The 14,887-nt window shown below is 30.3% G+C and carries 16 protein-coding genes; 4 read left to right on the forward strand and 12 right to left on the reverse strand.

Translation table 11 applies throughout. From position 1 onward, the window contains the following. Nucleotides 1-48 precede the first annotated feature (48 nt). The 10 genes from FG167_RS15910 to FG167_RS15955 form a co-directional block, all read right to left on the reverse strand. Nucleotides 49-198 (reverse strand): hypothetical protein, encoded by a 150-nt coding sequence (locus FG167_RS15910; RefSeq protein WP_203459197.1) that lies wholly within the window; start codon nucleotides 196-198, stop codon nucleotides 49-51. A gap of 229 nt (nucleotides 199-427) precedes the next feature. Then, nucleotides 428-634 (reverse strand): DUF2892 domain-containing protein, encoded by a 207-nt coding sequence (locus tag FG167_RS15915; RefSeq protein ID WP_203459198.1) that lies wholly within the window; start codon nucleotides 632-634, stop codon nucleotides 428-430. A gap of 140 nt (nucleotides 635-774) precedes the next feature. Further along, entirely contained in the window at nucleotides 775-1,377 is a 603-nt protein-coding gene (locus FG167_RS15920; RefSeq protein WP_203459199.1) for a methyltransferase domain-containing protein, read from the reverse strand. Next, on the reverse strand, nucleotides 1,377-1,673 hold the full coding sequence (gene trxA / locus FG167_RS15925) for a thioredoxin (RefSeq protein ID WP_203459200.1): 297 nt from the start codon (nucleotides 1,671-1,673) through the stop codon (nucleotides 1,377-1,379). The genes FG167_RS15920 and trxA overlap by 1 nt, the downstream gene beginning before the upstream one ends. Before the next feature lie 12 nt (nucleotides 1,674-1,685). Beyond that, nucleotides 1,686-2,711: a DUF3365 domain-containing protein gene (locus FG167_RS15930; RefSeq protein WP_203459201.1), complete on the reverse strand. Its 1,026-nt coding sequence runs from the start codon at nucleotides 2,709-2,711 to the stop codon at nucleotides 1,686-1,688. 11 nt (nucleotides 2,712-2,722) lie between these two features. Next, entirely contained in the window at nucleotides 2,723-2,992 is a 270-nt protein-coding gene (locus FG167_RS15935) for a heavy-metal-associated domain-containing protein (protein WP_203459202.1), read from the reverse strand. A gap of 65 nt (nucleotides 2,993-3,057) precedes the next feature. Beyond that, nucleotides 3,058-3,417 carry a rhodanese-like domain-containing protein gene (locus FG167_RS15940; protein WP_203459203.1) on the reverse strand — a complete coding sequence of 120 codons (360 nt, stop codon included), beginning with the start codon at nucleotides 3,415-3,417 and terminating at the stop codon, nucleotides 3,058-3,060. A 124-nt stretch (nucleotides 3,418-3,541) separates the two neighbouring features. Further along, nucleotides 3,542-4,957 carry a rhodanese-like domain-containing protein gene (locus FG167_RS15945; protein WP_203459204.1) on the reverse strand — a complete coding sequence of 472 codons (1,416 nt, stop codon included), beginning with the start codon at nucleotides 4,955-4,957 and terminating at the stop codon, nucleotides 3,542-3,544. Nucleotides 4,958-5,068: 111 nt separating this feature from the next. Next, a complete protein-coding gene (locus tag FG167_RS15950; RefSeq protein WP_203459205.1) occupies nucleotides 5,069-5,863 on the reverse strand; it encodes a sulfite exporter TauE/SafE family protein in 795 nt (264 codons plus the stop codon). A 46-nt stretch (nucleotides 5,864-5,909) separates the two neighbouring features. After that, complete coding sequence (locus FG167_RS15955) at nucleotides 5,910-6,542, reverse strand: Crp/Fnr family transcriptional regulator (protein ID WP_203459206.1); 633 nt, start codon at nucleotides 6,540-6,542, stop codon at nucleotides 5,910-5,912. A gap of 192 nt (nucleotides 6,543-6,734) precedes the next feature. On the opposite strand from FG167_RS15955, the gene FG167_RS15960 reads away from it, so the two are divergent. From FG167_RS15960 to FG167_RS15970, 3 genes are all read left to right on the forward strand, one after another. Next, a complete protein-coding gene (locus tag FG167_RS15960) occupies nucleotides 6,735-7,169 on the forward strand; it encodes a response regulator (RefSeq protein ID WP_203459207.1) in 435 nt (144 codons plus the stop codon). Nucleotides 7,170-7,251: 82 nt separating this feature from the next. After that, nucleotides 7,252-9,981, forward strand: coding sequence for a TonB-dependent receptor domain-containing protein (locus FG167_RS15965; protein WP_203459208.1), 2,730 nt, complete (start codon nucleotides 7,252-7,254; stop codon nucleotides 9,979-9,981). Continuing rightward, nucleotides 9,978-11,795, forward strand: a complete 1,818-nt coding sequence (locus tag FG167_RS15970) for a YfiR/HmsC family protein (RefSeq protein WP_203459209.1) — start codon at nucleotides 9,978-9,980, stop codon at nucleotides 11,793-11,795. The genes FG167_RS15965 and FG167_RS15970 overlap by 4 nt, the downstream gene beginning before the upstream one ends. Nucleotides 11,796-11,803: 8 nt before the next feature. Here the strand turns inward: FG167_RS15970 and FG167_RS15975 are convergent, their stop codons facing one another. Then, nucleotides 11,804-12,574: a zinc-dependent peptidase gene (locus tag FG167_RS15975; RefSeq protein WP_203461139.1), complete on the reverse strand. Its 771-nt coding sequence runs from the start codon at nucleotides 12,572-12,574 to the stop codon at nucleotides 11,804-11,806. 85 nt (nucleotides 12,575-12,659) lie between these two features. Between FG167_RS15975 and FG167_RS15980 the strand changes: the two genes are divergently transcribed. Next, nucleotides 12,660-13,316: an HAD family phosphatase gene (locus tag FG167_RS15980; protein ID WP_203459210.1), complete on the forward strand. Its 657-nt coding sequence runs from the start codon at nucleotides 12,660-12,662 to the stop codon at nucleotides 13,314-13,316. 111 nt (nucleotides 13,317-13,427) lie between these two features. Here the strand turns inward: FG167_RS15980 and FG167_RS15985 are convergent, their stop codons facing one another. After that, entirely contained in the window at nucleotides 13,428-14,885 is a 1,458-nt protein-coding gene (locus FG167_RS15985) for a hypothetical protein (RefSeq protein ID WP_239004411.1), read from the reverse strand. Nucleotides 14,886-14,887: the final 2 nt, after the last annotated feature.

Consider the following 14,887-nt stretch of genomic DNA (forward strand, 5'->3'; position numbering starts at 1 on the left):
CATTTTAAATGCGCTACTTTTTTTTATAATTGAATGTTTAAAATAAAACTATCTTTCTTTAGGTTCTTCTTTATCTCTGTCGTTGTTAGACATAGATTTTACTAAAAAACCAACAAGAGCTAGACAAACTAATCCAAAAATAGCTATCATAATTACTCCGTTATTCCAATTCGCTAATGCAATGCTTTGAGGTATCATAAAAATAAGTGTTAGTGTTTAAAGTATAAAAATAATAATTATCTGTATTTATTAATATGACTTTTATCAGTAAAAAAAAAAGCATCTTATAAAATAAGATGCCTTGCTATTAATCAATCATATAGTTGTCTGAACAACTTATATTTTGCAAAATTAAAGTATTCAAATAAAACATTAAGTAACAAATGTTACACTTCCTTTTTTAGAGGTATTGTAAAAAAAATAGTGCTTACTTTTTCACTTTGCATGTATTAATTCCGAATAGAGTATATAAAGGACAGAAGCTTACAAGGCTAGTTAATACAAAAATTATAGCTAATGCTAAAAGTACATACGCTAAAGTGCCGTGTATAATATCTTGCCAATATAATATGGCTATCGTTATTGCTATTACTATTCTAATTCCTTTATCTAATCCACTCATATTTACTTTCATAATATTATTATTTTAGGTTTTAGAATCCTTATTATTCTTTAGTTTCTTTACGTTAAAAGTAAAAACTTACTTTGGATTTATTTTCAAACTTTTTATCTAATAGGTATAAGATATATCCCATTTTACATGAAATAATTCTTTTAATAAATTGTGGTTATTATATTCTTTTTCTGAAGGATAAAAAACAATTCTTTGTCTTGTCTTGATGTAATAGAATTGTAAGAAGCTTCCATTATTTTAGTATCAAAATAATGCTTAAAATACTCTATGTATTCTATTTTACAACCTCCAAAAGGTGGATGGGTTTTATTTAAAGGCACATTAAAAAGCAGGCCTACCACTTTACCATTATCATGTAACATTTCAAATGCTTTTGCTGCATAAGCTGCTCTTAAATTAGGATCTATTGCACAAAAAAAAGTATGCTCCATAATCAAATCAAAAGTCATGTCGACATCAAAAAAATTCTTTTGAATAAGGTGTGAAGATGGAAACAAAGGCAATCTAGCTTGTATATTGTTAAGTGCCGTTTGTGACAAATCTACCACATATACATTTTTAAAACCTTTATTATAAAGATATTCCGCTTCATAACTATTCCCGCCTCCTGGAATTAGAATTTTCAGTTCTTTATCGGACAACTGATTGATATAGTTTTTTAATGGCGGAGAAACTTCACCCAAATCCCAACCTATATCACTGGTTTTATATCTATTATCCCAAAAACCTTCGGATAAATCCATTAATAAGGTGTTGTAATTACATTTATTAATTCATCTTTTTGAAGCATTCCCGACTGTCTCCAAACCTGTTTTCCGTTTTTAAACAATAGCATAGTTGGTACGCCTCTAACTTGGTATTTTGCGGCAAGGGCTTGATTTTTATCCACATCAATTTTAATAATGGATACTCTATCTTTTAAATTGTCTTTAACATCTTTTAAAATAGGACTCATCATTTTACATGGTCCACACCACTCTGCATAAAAATCTACTAATACAGGAGTGTCTTGATTTATTAATTCTGAAAATTTACTCATAACGGACTTATTTTATTTGTCAAAAGTTATACTCCAAATACCTCTAACCTCATTAACAGCATATCCTGTAGCTTTATCTTGAGGATACAAACTAGCAAGTTTACTTAATGTTGGTTTTTTAATATCTTGATCTGGTTTCCCGTGACATTGTAAACACATTGCATTTGTTGTTATTGGATAATACACGTGTACTTTATTGTCTAACTGATCTACAATTGGTTCTGGTTCTTTACTGTTTTTTATATCTTTTTTGAAAGAATTAATATACAATAATTCTTTTTTATTTGCTAAATTATTTTGATTTCTAGGTTTATCGGAAACCCGTTTTATAATTGCATGATGTACTACAGACATGCTATCTGTTAATGGATATGCTTTTTCATTGCAAAAAGCTAATGCTTCTAATGTTCCTTTTTTTTGGATAGTTCCCATTAGATTTTTCCCTAAAACCGCTTTTGTTGTCAATGCGTATTTTAAACCACGTTCTGCATAGGTTAATGTATCCAAAGTAGCGTTGGCTTGTTGCTTTTGCATGCCTTTTCCATTGCCCATACCTTTTCCGTTACCCATTCCTTTTCCATTACCTTGCCCTTTGTGCATACCTTTTTCTTCATTAAAATGGGATTCAAACCATTCTGGTTGTTCAATATCAAAATCGAACATATAGTCTGCAATTTTAGCTATTGTTTCTTCTGGAAAAGCTTGCTTTGGCATTACTCCAAAACGTTTTACTGCTCCAAACATTTTAGCATCTTCAGCATTTGGGTTTTTAATCCAAGTTTGTAAAGCTGCTATAAACTGTTGTTTGGTAGTGCCTTTATTTATATAATGTTTTTTAATGGCAATCATAGGAGGTCCAATACGATCTTCTTGACTTGCCGATGGACTATGACATGTATAGCAATTGGTTTCCATTAGCTTTTTTCCTGGATGGGTATTGGCCTCCATTTTTTGTTCTAAAGCGGTATATTCTTTTTTGGAATTATTACAGCTAAAAATCAACGTTAAAAAGACCATGCATACTATTACATTTTTCATAATAATTTATTTTATGTGGAAAGTTTACCTGTTGCACAACTCACAAAAGATTTTGCTTTAGATACTATATTATTATTGTCATCTATGGAAGGATAACCTAAAGTTTTAAGTTTATCTTTTACAGCAAAAGCGTCTGCTTCATTTGTATATTTAAAGGAAACTTTACTTTCTTCAACATTTATATTTATATCTGAAATATTTTCTATTTCTGAAAGTTTTGTAGTAATGGTATGTGCACAACCACCACATTTTAAGTTTTGTACTAGTATGGAAGTTTTCATTTTTATTTTTTATTTTTTATTATGGTAAAATGTGTTTGCTATAAAGGCTTGGTTCTTTTTTAATTTTAATTGTAATTTAAAAACCCTCCTTTTAAATCATAGATTTCAATAAACCCCAATTCTACTAACTTTTTAGATGCTTTATTACTTCTACTTCCGCTTCTACAATACACATAAACAGCTTTATCCTTATCTAGTTTATTGAATTCGAAAGCAAATTTATCGGAATAAAAATCTATATTTTCAGCTCCAGAAATATGTCCGGATTGAAATTCTTTAGGGGTCCTAACATCGATTAATTGGACGCTTTTATTTTCGATTTGTGTTTTAAATTCTTCCGAAGAAAGTACTTTAACAACATTGCGATCTATACTATTTGAACCTAATAAGGTTGTTAAAAATGTTATGATTATTATGTATTTCATGAATGGCTTTATTTACCATAAATATAATCAAAAAAACACAAATTATAAGTAACCTTTGTTACATAGAAAAGCGCCTATTACATTGCTGTAATACGCGCTTTTCACTAACTAAAAAACTAAATTTTTATTTCAATGTGCTAGGACAAACATAGTTTGTTGTAGGTATTTCGGTATTTTTAATAGCACCATATCCACCTGCTACTTCAATTAAATTATGAATACCTCTACTTTTTAAAATAGAAGCTGCAATTACAGATCGGTAACCACCTGCACAATGCACAAAGAAAGGTTTGTTTTCTGGAAACTCGCTTAAATGACTGTTTATGTTATCTAAAGCAGTGTGTTTTGCTCCTTCTACATGTTCTGCAAGGAACTCTCCATCTTTTCTTACATCAAAAACAACATCTTGATTCGCTTTATAGCGTTTTGCAAATTCTTCAGCAGATATAGAAGTTATAGAATCATATTCCATCCCAGCTTTTTTCCAAGCTTCAAAACTACCATCTAAATAACCAATCACATTATCAAAACCAACACGAGATAAACGCGTAATTACTTCTTCTTCTCTACCCTTTGGTGCAATTAATAAAATTGGTTGACTTACATCTGCTATTAAAGCACCAACCCAAGGTGCAAATCCACCATCGATACCAATAAAAATAGAACGAGGAAGGTGGCCTTTTACAAAATCTGTTTGATGACGCACATCTAAAACAATCGCTTCCGTTTCATTAGCAGCTGCTTCAAAAGCTTTTGGCGTTAAAGGTTTATGTGCTTTAGACATTACTTTATCGAAGCTTTCATAGCCTTGAATATTCATCATTACATTTTGTGGGAAATACGCTGGAGGTTCTGATAAACCATCTAATAACTCCGCAATAAATTCCTCTTTAGTCATGTCTGCGCGCAAGGCATAATTTACTTGCTTTTGATGCCCTAGAGTATCTGTAGTTTCTTTACTCATATTTTTACCACAAGCAGATCCTGCTCCATGATTTGGATACACAATTAAATCATCGCTTAATGGCATAATTTTATTGCGAAGTGAGTCGAATAAATAACCTGCTAATTTCTCTTGTGTTAAATCGGATGCTATTTTTTGAGCTAAATCTGGACGACCAACATCCCCAATAAATAAAGTATCACCAGTAACAATACCATGTTCTTTACCGTTTTCATCTATTAAAAGATAGGTGGTACTTTCCATCGTGTGTCCTGGCGTATGGATTGCTTTTATTTTATAATCTCCAACTTCAAATATTTGACCATCTTGTGCTATTATAGCATCATAAGAAGGTTTTGCTGTAGGACCAAATACAATTTGCGCTCCTGTTTTTTCTTTTAAATCTAAGTGACCAGACACAAAATCTGCATGAAAGTGTGTTTCAAATATGTATTTTATTTTAGCATCGTCTAGCTTTGCTCTTTTAATATATGGCTGTACTTCTCTTAATGGATCTATAATTGCTGCCTCTCCATTGCTTTCTATATAATACGCTGCATGTGCTAAGCAACCTGTATAAATTTGTTCTATTTTCATTTTTTCCCCATTTAATATTTTATAAAATGTCTTCGTCATTTGGCTGGTGACATTTTAATTCTTCAAATTTACTAATGTTTTTAAATTTTTCCTGCAACAAAAGTTACTTAATTAAAAAACCAACTCCTTTAAAACAATATAAATCGACATTGCCAACACAAACCATCCGAAGCTCTTTTTTAATTTTTTACTAGATATAAATTTAGAAAAATAGCCACCTACTAAAATCCCTATAATGGTTAAAAAAGAAAAGCTTAATAAAAAGAACCAATCTATATCTAGCACTTGTACATCTCCTAAAAAACCTATTAACGAATTTATTGCTATAATAATTAAAGAAGTTCCTACTGCTTTTTTCATGTCTAAACCAGCCCAAAGTACTAATGCTGGCACATATAAAAATCCGCCACCTGCTCCAATAAGACCTGTGATAACTCCTATAATAACCCCCTGAATAAAAGTCTTATAATATGCCTGAGAAGTATTATTTTCTTGAGTTTGAGGTTTCGATTTAATCATAGAAAAAGCAGCTAACAACATGATAATTGCAAAAAAGATCATGATTGCCATTCCTTTTGTTAGAGAAAACTCCCCAATAGTAAAAAGTGTATCTGGAATTGCAGGAACAAGAAATCTTCTGGAAACATATACCGCTATAAAGGATGGGAAAGAAAAAGCTAATCCAGTTTTAAAATCTACTAATCCTTTTTGATGTTTTTGAATAACACCAACCAATGAAGAAGAACCAACTACAAATAATGAATATGCAGTAGCTAATACCGGATTATATGCCAAAAAATAAACCAATAAAGGAACGGTAAGAATAGATCCTCCTCCTCCTATTAAGCCTAAAATAGCTCCTATTAAAAAAGCAGCTATGTATGTTACTATTTGTTGTATATCCATATGAATACAAAGGTAATGGATCTAAATAAACAGAATGTAACCTGAGTTACAAATCTAAAATTTTAATGCTATTTCTATGTAGTTCAATTTTTCCTAAATTCTCAAGCGCTTTAAGTAATCTTGAAATTACGACTCTTGAAGTATGCAAGTCTCGAGCTATTTCTTGGTGTGTGACATGAATTACTTCATTATGATTAACCATTGCTTTATCTTTTAAATATTTAAACAAACGTTCATCTAGTTTTAAAAATGCAATAGTATCAATAGCTTCCAGTAATTCTGACATTCTATTGTGGTAGCTTTGCAGTACAAACTTTTGCCATGTTTTATATTTACCTAACCATTCTTCCATTTTTTCAATAGGAACCATTATTAGTTTCGTATCTGTTTCTGCCACAGCTCTAATCTCGCTTTTGGAACTACCTAAACAACAAGATAATGTCATTGCACAAGTATCACCTTGCTCAATAAAGTATAAAAGTAGTTCATCTCCATCATCGTCTTCTCTCAAAATTTTGATTGCTCCACTTATTAAAAGTGGCATGGATTTTATATAATCGCCAATTTCTATAAGTTTAAAACCTTCCGGAATATCTTTATAAGTACCTACATTATTTATTTCTTGAATTAATTCATCCTCGAATAAATAACCATAATGTTGTTGTAATTCGTCTAGCATAATATTTATTTCGTAAACAAAGTTATATAAATAACTTCATTGTTAATCGATATTGTAAAATTATTGAAGAGCAAAAACACTAGTAGACTAAAAAACATGCGTTTATGTCGTTTTTATTTGCTTTTCATCGATTAGAAATAAAATAAAATTCTTACAGAAGAGACAAATCATTTATTTTTTTAAAATTGCAATATGACTAATAATTTCTCCATTAATTGCACCCTCCTAATTGACGACGATAAAGTTATTAATTTTTACAACGAAAAAATTGTAAATAGACATACGGATTTCGGACAAGTAACCTCAGTTAACAGTGGAAAAAACGCATTAGATTACTTAAAAGATGCCAAAAATGGGTTAATAGCAAAACCAGATTTAATATTTTTAGATATTAATATGCCCGCAATGAATGGTTGGGAGTTTTTAGAAGAATTTAATAAAATTGATACAGAATTTACTTGTTCTATTAAAGTAATTTTATTGACTACTTCTAATAATCCGGATGACTATGAACGTTCTAAAACCATTAATGTAATTTCCGATTTTATAAACAAACCATTATCTTCTGATATTTTAGATCACGTAAAACAAAGTCATTACGTATTAGCTTCAAGTAAAAAAACATAAACCTTTTATGACCTTTACAAAGATGTTTTTTTACACTTGTAATTTTTACTTATAAGTATTTTTTTTCTTAATTTAATATGGCATGTTAAAGCTAAATATTTCCTTTAGGTATTTAAATAAAAATTCTTTATTTTTCTTATTTGTATTACTTTTTAGTTTTTCTTTATTCTCACAGAATAAAGCTAAAATAACTGGAACAATTTCAGATCAATTTGGAAGTCTTCCTGGTGCTAAAGTTACTATTGAAGGATCCAACATATCCACAACTAGTGATGTTAATGGAGATTATGTTTTAAATATAGAAGCAGGTGATTTGGTTATCAATGTAGCCTTCATCATGTATAAAACTGCCACAAAATTGGTAAGTGTAAAACCAGGAGAAGAAGCTATTTTAGATTTTACTTTAGAAACTGGTTTTTCCATAGATCAACCTGTTTCTTTAGGTTCTAGAGCAAAGCCAAGTTCTCTTTTAAAAACAACTGCACCTGTAGACATTATTTCTCCTCAGGATATTACCAACTCTCCGCAAATAGAGTTAAGTCATATATTACACTATTTAGTACCTTCTTTTCACTCCACAAATCAAACCATATCAGATGGTACAGACCATATAGACCCAGCAACCTTAAGAGGTTTAGGTCCAGATCAAATATTAGTATTAGTAAATGGTAAACGAAGGCATAATAGCTCGCTATTAAATGTAAACGGAACCGTTGGAAAAGGAACCGTTGGAACAGACTTTAATGCCATTCCAGTAGCCTCTATTGAAAGAATAGAGATTTTAAGAGATGGAGCAACCTCACAATATGGATCGGATGCTATTGCTGGAGTTATTAATATTATACTTAAAAAACAAACCCAATCTATAGATCTACAAGGACGTTCAGAACTAACAACAGAAGGAGATGGTCTTACCACCTATTTTTCGGCTAATTTTGGATTTGTAGTAGGTAAAAAAGGATTTATAAACATTACAGGAGAATATAGAAATAGAGAAGCTTATAATAGAGCTGGTGATTATAATGGCTCCGTATATTCTAAGGATCCGGAGGAAGACGCTATTTTAATTGCCGAAAATAATTTTTATAGTCAAAATGAATATTCAGGAAAACGAGTAATGGAAATTGGTAATGCTTCTACACAAAATCTGGCATTATCGTTTAATGGTGAATTTCCTATTTCTAACAATTCTTTATTCTATTTTCATGGAGGAAGAAATTATAGAGAAGGAAAATCTAAAGGTTTTTATAGATTTCCAAATGAGGTAGATCGTGTTGTATTAGAATTATTTCCAGATGGTTTTTCTCCAGAAATATTAACAGATATACAGGATGATGCCATTTCTTTAGGTTTTAGAGGAGAAAAAAATGAATGGAATTTAGATTTTAGTCATACTATTGGTATTAACACTTTAGATTATACCGTTAATAATTCTAATAATGCATCTTTAGGTTTTACATCTCCTCGTACTTTTTATTCGGGTGGTTTTTCGTATAAACAAAATACATCAAACTTAGATGTTTCCAGAGCATATGATTGGTTATATGGTGTAAATATTGCTTTTGGTGCAGAATTACGTGTAGAAAATTATAACATTATTGCTGGTGAAGAAGATTCTTATCTAGATGGAGACAACACCTATATAGATAGTGATGGTATAGAACAGCAAAGCATTGCTGGAGCACAAGTATTTCCTGGAATTCAACCCGAAAATGAATTAAGCAGATTTAGAACCAATAGTTCTGGATATATAGATGTAGAAGTAAATACATCTAAAGAAACACTCCTAAAAGCCACAGCTAGATATGAAGCTTACAACGATTTTGGTGCTCAATTTATTTGGAAACTTTCAGGAAGATATAAAATAACAGAAGATTTAAACTTTAGAGTTGGTTTGTCTACAGGGTTTAGAGCTCCTTCCCTACACCAAGTATATTTTCAAAATATAAGTACACAATTTATCAATGGAGATATTGTGCAAGTAGGAACTTTTAATAATGAGAGCGCTGTTGCAAAGGAAGCATTTCATATTAAAAATTTAAAACCAGAACTTTCCAACCATTTTAACGCCGGTTTTTCAGGTAAATTAGCTAAAAATGTATCTTTTACCGCAGATTATTACAATATAAAAATTAAAGATAGAATTGTACTCTCTGGACGTTTTGATGAAGGGTATGAAGAAACACTAGAACCATTTAATGTTGGTGCTGCACAATTTTTTACTAATGCTATAGATACTAAAACTATTGGTTTAGACGTAGCGGTACATTACAAAAACAAAATAGGAAACGGAGAATTCAATGCATCTTTAGCAGGAAACATAAATAAAACCGAAGTAATACAACTGAATAAAGTTTCCGATTTTTTAGAAGGTCAAGAAAGTACTTTATTTAATAGAGAAGACATTGCAAGAGTAGAATCTGCGCAACCAAATTATAAAATAAACTCTATACTATCTTATCATTTTGATAAATATAATATACAACTAGGAAACACTTTTTTCGGAAAAGTAGAATATGTGCATCCAGATGACGAACTACAAGAAAACTGGGTGGTAAATGAATTTTCTGGAGGACTAGAAAGTAGAGATCAAACATTTTCTTCTAAGTTAGTTACAGATTTAGCTTTATCATACACTTTCGAAAAAATATGCAATATTACACTTGGTGGAACAAATATCTTTAATGTATATCCAGATAAGCACGCTCATTCTGCCAATACCGAAAATGGAAATTTTATTTACAGCAGAAGGGTTCAACAATTTGGTGTTAAAGGTTCTAATTATTACATTAGACTTTTATTAAAATTATGATAAAAGTTACGAATAAATACAGTTTAAATGTAAAAACTGTTCTTGCGTTTTTATTACTTAGTTTTCTTTTTAATGTTTCTGTACAAGCACAAGAAACCAATAATGAAGAAATCAAACGTATACAACGTAGTATCTTTATTTTTAACTTTACCCAACAAGTAAGTTGGTCTAACCTAGATAACCTTGACCAATTTAAAATTGGAGTTCTTGGTCCAGATAGAACTATTATAGATTTAAAATCATTATCCCTAAAACGTAGAATTTTTAACAAACCAGTTACCGTTATTAATTTCAACTCGGTAAAAGATATTCGAGATATTCAAGTGCTTTATGTTAATAATCAATACAATTATGACATTAACGCTATTTTAGAACAAATAGCTTCCAAAAACATTTTACTAATTACAGAAGATTATAATTACAACGTTTCTATGATAAACATGGTTAATGTTGCGAATTCTTTTGAATACGAAATCAACAAAAACAGCCTAGAAAATGAAGGGTTTGAAATAGCAGAAAGCTTAGGTAATAACGCTATAAATTCTTCCGATAAATGGAAACTACTTTATAAAGATGCTAGTAAAAATCTAAATAAAACAAAAGATACCTCAGCATTACAAGAGGAAATCATTAAAAACAGTAAAAAAGAAATCCTAGATAAAACAAAAACTATTCTGTATAAAAACAATGTAATAGATACTATTTCTAGTAAGTTAAATGACCAAAAAAATTGGATTACACAATTAAACAAATACAATAAAATACAAAACAAAAAGATAGAAGATAAAATTGCTATTGAAAAGCAGTTAGAACATATTATTAGATCGCAAATAGACACCTTAAAATTGCAAAGCGAAACGATAAGAGAAAGTAATGAAAAAATTAAAGTTCAGAATGATTTTCTAACGACCTTATATCAAGATATTGAAAAAAAACAAGCTATTCTAGAACAAAATGATAATCAAATAAGTAAATTAAAACTATTTAATTATCTATTAGCAGCATTAGTTTTATTGGCACTAATTGCGTGTTATAGTATTTATAGAATATATACTTCTAACAAGAGGCTACTTCGTACTTTAAAGCAAAAAAACACGGTTATTTATAACCAAACCAAAGAATTAGCATCGCAAAACAAAGAACTTGAACAGTTTGCCTACATAACTAGTCATGACCTTAAAGAACCATTAAACACCATTTCTGGATTAATTGTATTATTACTAGAGGAATACGAAGACAAACTAGATGAAGACGGCAAAATGAGTCTTAACTTTATTAATGAATCTAGTTTAAGAATGAAATCACTAATTGATTCCCTTTTAGAATATTCGCGACTGGGAAAAATTAAAGAGTACAATGCTATAAATACTACTAATTTAATTGAAGCTATAAAAATAGATTTAGGAAGTATGATCTCTAAATCTAATGCCAAAATAACCACTAAAAACTTACCAATTATCACTGGTTCTGATGTAGAAATACGTTTGTTATTTCAAAATTTAATAAGTAATGGTATTAAATTTATAGATCCAAACACTACGCCTAACATAATGATTTCGTGCGTTAAAATAGAAGATGAAGAATCTCAAGAATATTGGCAATTTGCGGTAACAGATAATGGTATTGGTATACCTGAAAACTATCAAGACCGGATCTTTGCTATCTTTCAAAGATTACATAATAGAGAGATATTTGAAGGAACCGGAATTGGCTTGGCACATTGCAAAAAAATTGTAGAATCGCATGGCGGAAAAATTTGGCTGACATCAAAAGAAGGCGTCGGAACCACTTTTTATTTTACCATACCAGTATAAACGAAATACTACTTTTTGGGCTGTTGAAAACAAACGGAAAGCATAGCATACAGTTCTGGATGCTTCTGTTTAAAAAGCTTAGGTCTTTCAAAAAAATATTCTGAAGCTACAGCAAAAAACTCTGTTTTACTTGTTCCTCCATATTTTCTAATATCTGATGCATCCGCATTAATAGCCTCCATTTCTTTGTGCATTAATTCTAACCAAGGCGCAATGTACTCTTTACCAAGAAAAAACGCAGGAACGCCATCTGTTTCTCCGTCCATTTTATCTAATAAATGCACAAACTCATGCACTGGTGTATTGTATTTATCTGTTTTATTATTAAAGGCTAATCGGATTGCTTTTTTAGAGAGAATCATTTGTTTCTCAAAACGACCTGTTCCTACCATTCCAAGAATTTGTTTATTTTCATCCTGATTTGAAAACTGCAAATCGGCATTAAAACTATCAGGATAAACAATAATACCTGTTAAGTTATTATAACTCCAATTTGAAAACCCAAATACCGGAATAACACCACTAGAAGCTATTAATATTTTGTCTAATTCCTCTATTTCTGTATCGACACCTTCTATATGTATTTCACTCAAAAAAAGCATGATTCGCTTTCTAAAAATCACTTGGTTTTCTGGAGTTAAGTTTTTATAAAAAAGCACATTTTTCATTAAAATATCATGCCAATGTTTTGGCGCCTCTTCTACCTTTTTAGGTTTCATGATATAAAAAGCATAGCAAACAAAAATCACAAAGACTATAAAAACAAGCGTGTAAATCATATTATCAAATTGTATTTGCAAAATATTCTATTTTTTAGAGAATAAAAAAATATACTATAACTTATCTTCGTAAAAAAAAACAACCATGCTAAAAGCTATTTTATTTGATATGGATGGTGTAATTGTAGATACAGAACCATTACATCATAAAGCATATCACAAAATGTTTGACGATTACAACATGAATGTAAATACTACTTTATACGAAAGTCTTACTGGACAGTCTACAAAAAATGTTTGTAAAAAATTATGCACGCATTTTAATTTAAATGTAAATGCGAACGAGCTTGTTGAAAGAAAAAGGCACCATTTTAAAGACCTTTTTTTTAACGACCCAAGTTTAAAATTAATAGATGGTGTTCACGACATTATTAAAGATTATCATAAAAACGGATTAACTTTAGTTTTGGCATCTTCTGCTTCCATGCTTACTATAAATAATATATTCACTAAATTTGATTTAGATCAATATTTTATTGCCAAACTTAGTGGAGCAGAATTGAAAGCTTCCAAACCTCATCCAGAAATATTTACTAAAGCGGCTACAGCTTCTGGTTTTAAAAGAAGTGAATGTTTAGTCATTGAAGATTCTACTAACGGAATTAAAGCAGCTTATGATGCTGGTATTTATTGTGTTGGTTATGATAGCTTAAACTCTAAAAACCAAGATTACTCTTTAGCAAATAAAGTGGTTTCCAATTTTAATGAAATAACTTTTAATAAGGTAAAAGACTTGTTTTAATTGCTTTAAAAAATGACAAACTCTTTTAATAAAAAACCTCTCTAGTTTTAAAAACTAGAGAGGTTTTTGTTGCTATAAAATTGCAATTATAATTGTAATAAAATTAAAGGCCTATTTCATATTAAGATTTAAAGAAAAAACAGTGATTGATGTACCAGAACCTAATAATCTTTGTCCCCAAATTTCAATAAACTCATTTGGTTCTAACTCTACTGTTCCTGAAATAGAATTACTTGTAATGTCTGTTAAAAGATTCACTCGCATTAAAGTATTTGTTTCTGTTAATGTTTCGCTTCCGTTTTTTCTTATAAAAAATGCGTAATAATCACCAACGCTAACGTTTCCTCTTACAGATATCGATGCACTAATTTGGAATGTTCTAGTTTTCTTTCCTAAATAAGTCAATCTATTATATACTGGAGAAGATACTCTCAGTAAATTTACCGCTGTAGTAGTATTAGAATTACTATTTCCTGCCAGATTAAATGCACTACTACCAGAAACGGTTTGAACAAAACCGGTTGTAATATCATCATTATAATAGATATGACCTGTAGCTAATTGATCTGACTCTGCTGGTATACCAGGACAATCTACTGTCCAAGAATTTGTAAAATTATACCCTGTAAAAGAACCAGAACCATACTTTTTTATATATTCTGTACTAGAACCACTAAAACTAACACTTGTTAATACTCCGCTTTCAACTGCAGGACTACTACTAACATCAATACCAATTGCAGATCCGTCGATTTCAGTAAAACCGCCTTGTTTTTGAAGGTTACTAAACGTTCCTGTAAATGTTTCATAGGTTCCTGAATTATTTGAAAACCATCCCATATTACTAAGTAATAAATCAGTAATATTATTATACGTTATTCCTGTTGTATTATTTGCAAATTGAACAATACTTAAAAATGCTAATCCGTAACCACTAACAGTACCCACAGATGTAGCGCCTGAAACGATAGCATCTCGTAACACAAAATTCTCTGTACTCGCTGCGTTCAAATTAAAAACAGTTCCTCCAGGAGCATAAAGCGTTACACCTTTTATGCTACCTCCTGTGGCACCAACAAACATGGTTCCTCCTGTTTTCGATAAAATATCTTCATTGGTATCTAAACCTATAATGTACGCATTGTTTAAATCTATAGATTGTGCAAGAGTAATTGTTCCATTTATTTCATACAACGTATTGGAAGATAATAAATATTTACTTCCTCCTCCAGCGGTAAGTTCAGCACTTAAATCTGCTTCAGAAGATATTATTTTATGATTATTTCTTGATTTTGAATCTAATTTCGACCAAGAACTCGTTTTATAAAAATAAAATGCATTTTCCGTGATATCAAATACCAGTAAACCTTGTGCAGGACTGGATATCGCTATTCTTTGTGCAGAAGTCATTCTTGGTGTTAAAATTCCCTTATCTGTAGAAGTTACATCTAACATAGAAGAAGGGTCTGGTGATAATACACCTATTCCTACTTGAGAAAAGGCGCTGTAATTAAAGCTTATAAAAGCTATTAATCCTAGTGTTAGTAATCGTTGGTTTAAATTTTTCATAA

Origin of the sequence: Lacinutrix sp. WUR7, assembly GCF_016864015.1 — a bacterium.
In the GTDB taxonomy this organism is placed as follows: Bacteria; Bacteroidota; Bacteroidia; order Flavobacteriales; family Flavobacteriaceae; genus Oceanihabitans.

Coding starts and splice junctions, on each gene's coding strand:
- FG167_RS15910 (WP_203459197.1), bottom strand. CDS start 198: ATGATACCTCAAAGCATTGCATTAGCGAATTGGAATAACGGAGTAATT.
- FG167_RS15915 (WP_203459198.1), bottom strand. CDS start 634: ATGAAAGTAAATATGAGTGGATTAGATAAAGGAATTAGAATAGTAATA.
- FG167_RS15920 (WP_203459199.1), bottom strand. CDS start 1,377: ATGGATTTATCCGAAGGTTTTTGGGATAATAGATATAAAACCAGTGAT.
- trxA (WP_203459200.1), bottom strand. CDS start 1,673: ATGAGTAAATTTTCAGAATTAATAAATCAAGACACTCCTGTATTAGTA.
- FG167_RS15930 (WP_203459201.1), bottom strand. CDS start 2,711: ATGAAAAATGTAATAGTATGCATGGTCTTTTTAACGTTGATTTTTAGC.
- FG167_RS15935 (WP_203459202.1), bottom strand. CDS start 2,992: ATGAAAACTTCCATACTAGTACAAAACTTAAAATGTGGTGGTTGTGCA.
- FG167_RS15940 (WP_203459203.1), bottom strand. CDS start 3,417: ATGAAATACATAATAATCATAACATTTTTAACAACCTTATTAGGTTCA.
- FG167_RS15945 (WP_203459204.1), bottom strand. CDS start 4,957: ATGAAAATAGAACAAATTTATACAGGTTGCTTAGCACATGCAGCGTAT.
- FG167_RS15950 (WP_203459205.1), bottom strand. CDS start 5,863: ATGGATATACAACAAATAGTAACATACATAGCTGCTTTTTTAATAGGA.
- FG167_RS15955 (WP_203459206.1), bottom strand. CDS start 6,542: ATGCTAGACGAATTACAACAACATTATGGTTATTTATTCGAGGATGAA.
- FG167_RS15960 (WP_203459207.1), top strand. CDS start 6,735: ATGACTAATAATTTCTCCATTAATTGCACCCTCCTAATTGACGACGAT.
- FG167_RS15965 (WP_203459208.1), top strand. CDS start 7,252: ATGTTAAAGCTAAATATTTCCTTTAGGTATTTAAATAAAAATTCTTTA.
- FG167_RS15970 (WP_203459209.1), top strand. CDS start 9,978: ATGATAAAAGTTACGAATAAATACAGTTTAAATGTAAAAACTGTTCTT.
- FG167_RS15975 (WP_203461139.1), bottom strand. CDS start 12,574: ATGATTTACACGCTTGTTTTTATAGTCTTTGTGATTTTTGTTTGCTAT.
- FG167_RS15980 (WP_203459210.1), top strand. CDS start 12,660: ATGCTAAAAGCTATTTTATTTGATATGGATGGTGTAATTGTAGATACA.
- FG167_RS15985 (WP_239004411.1), bottom strand. CDS start 14,885: ATGAAAAATTTAAACCAACGATTACTAACACTAGGATTAATAGCTTTT.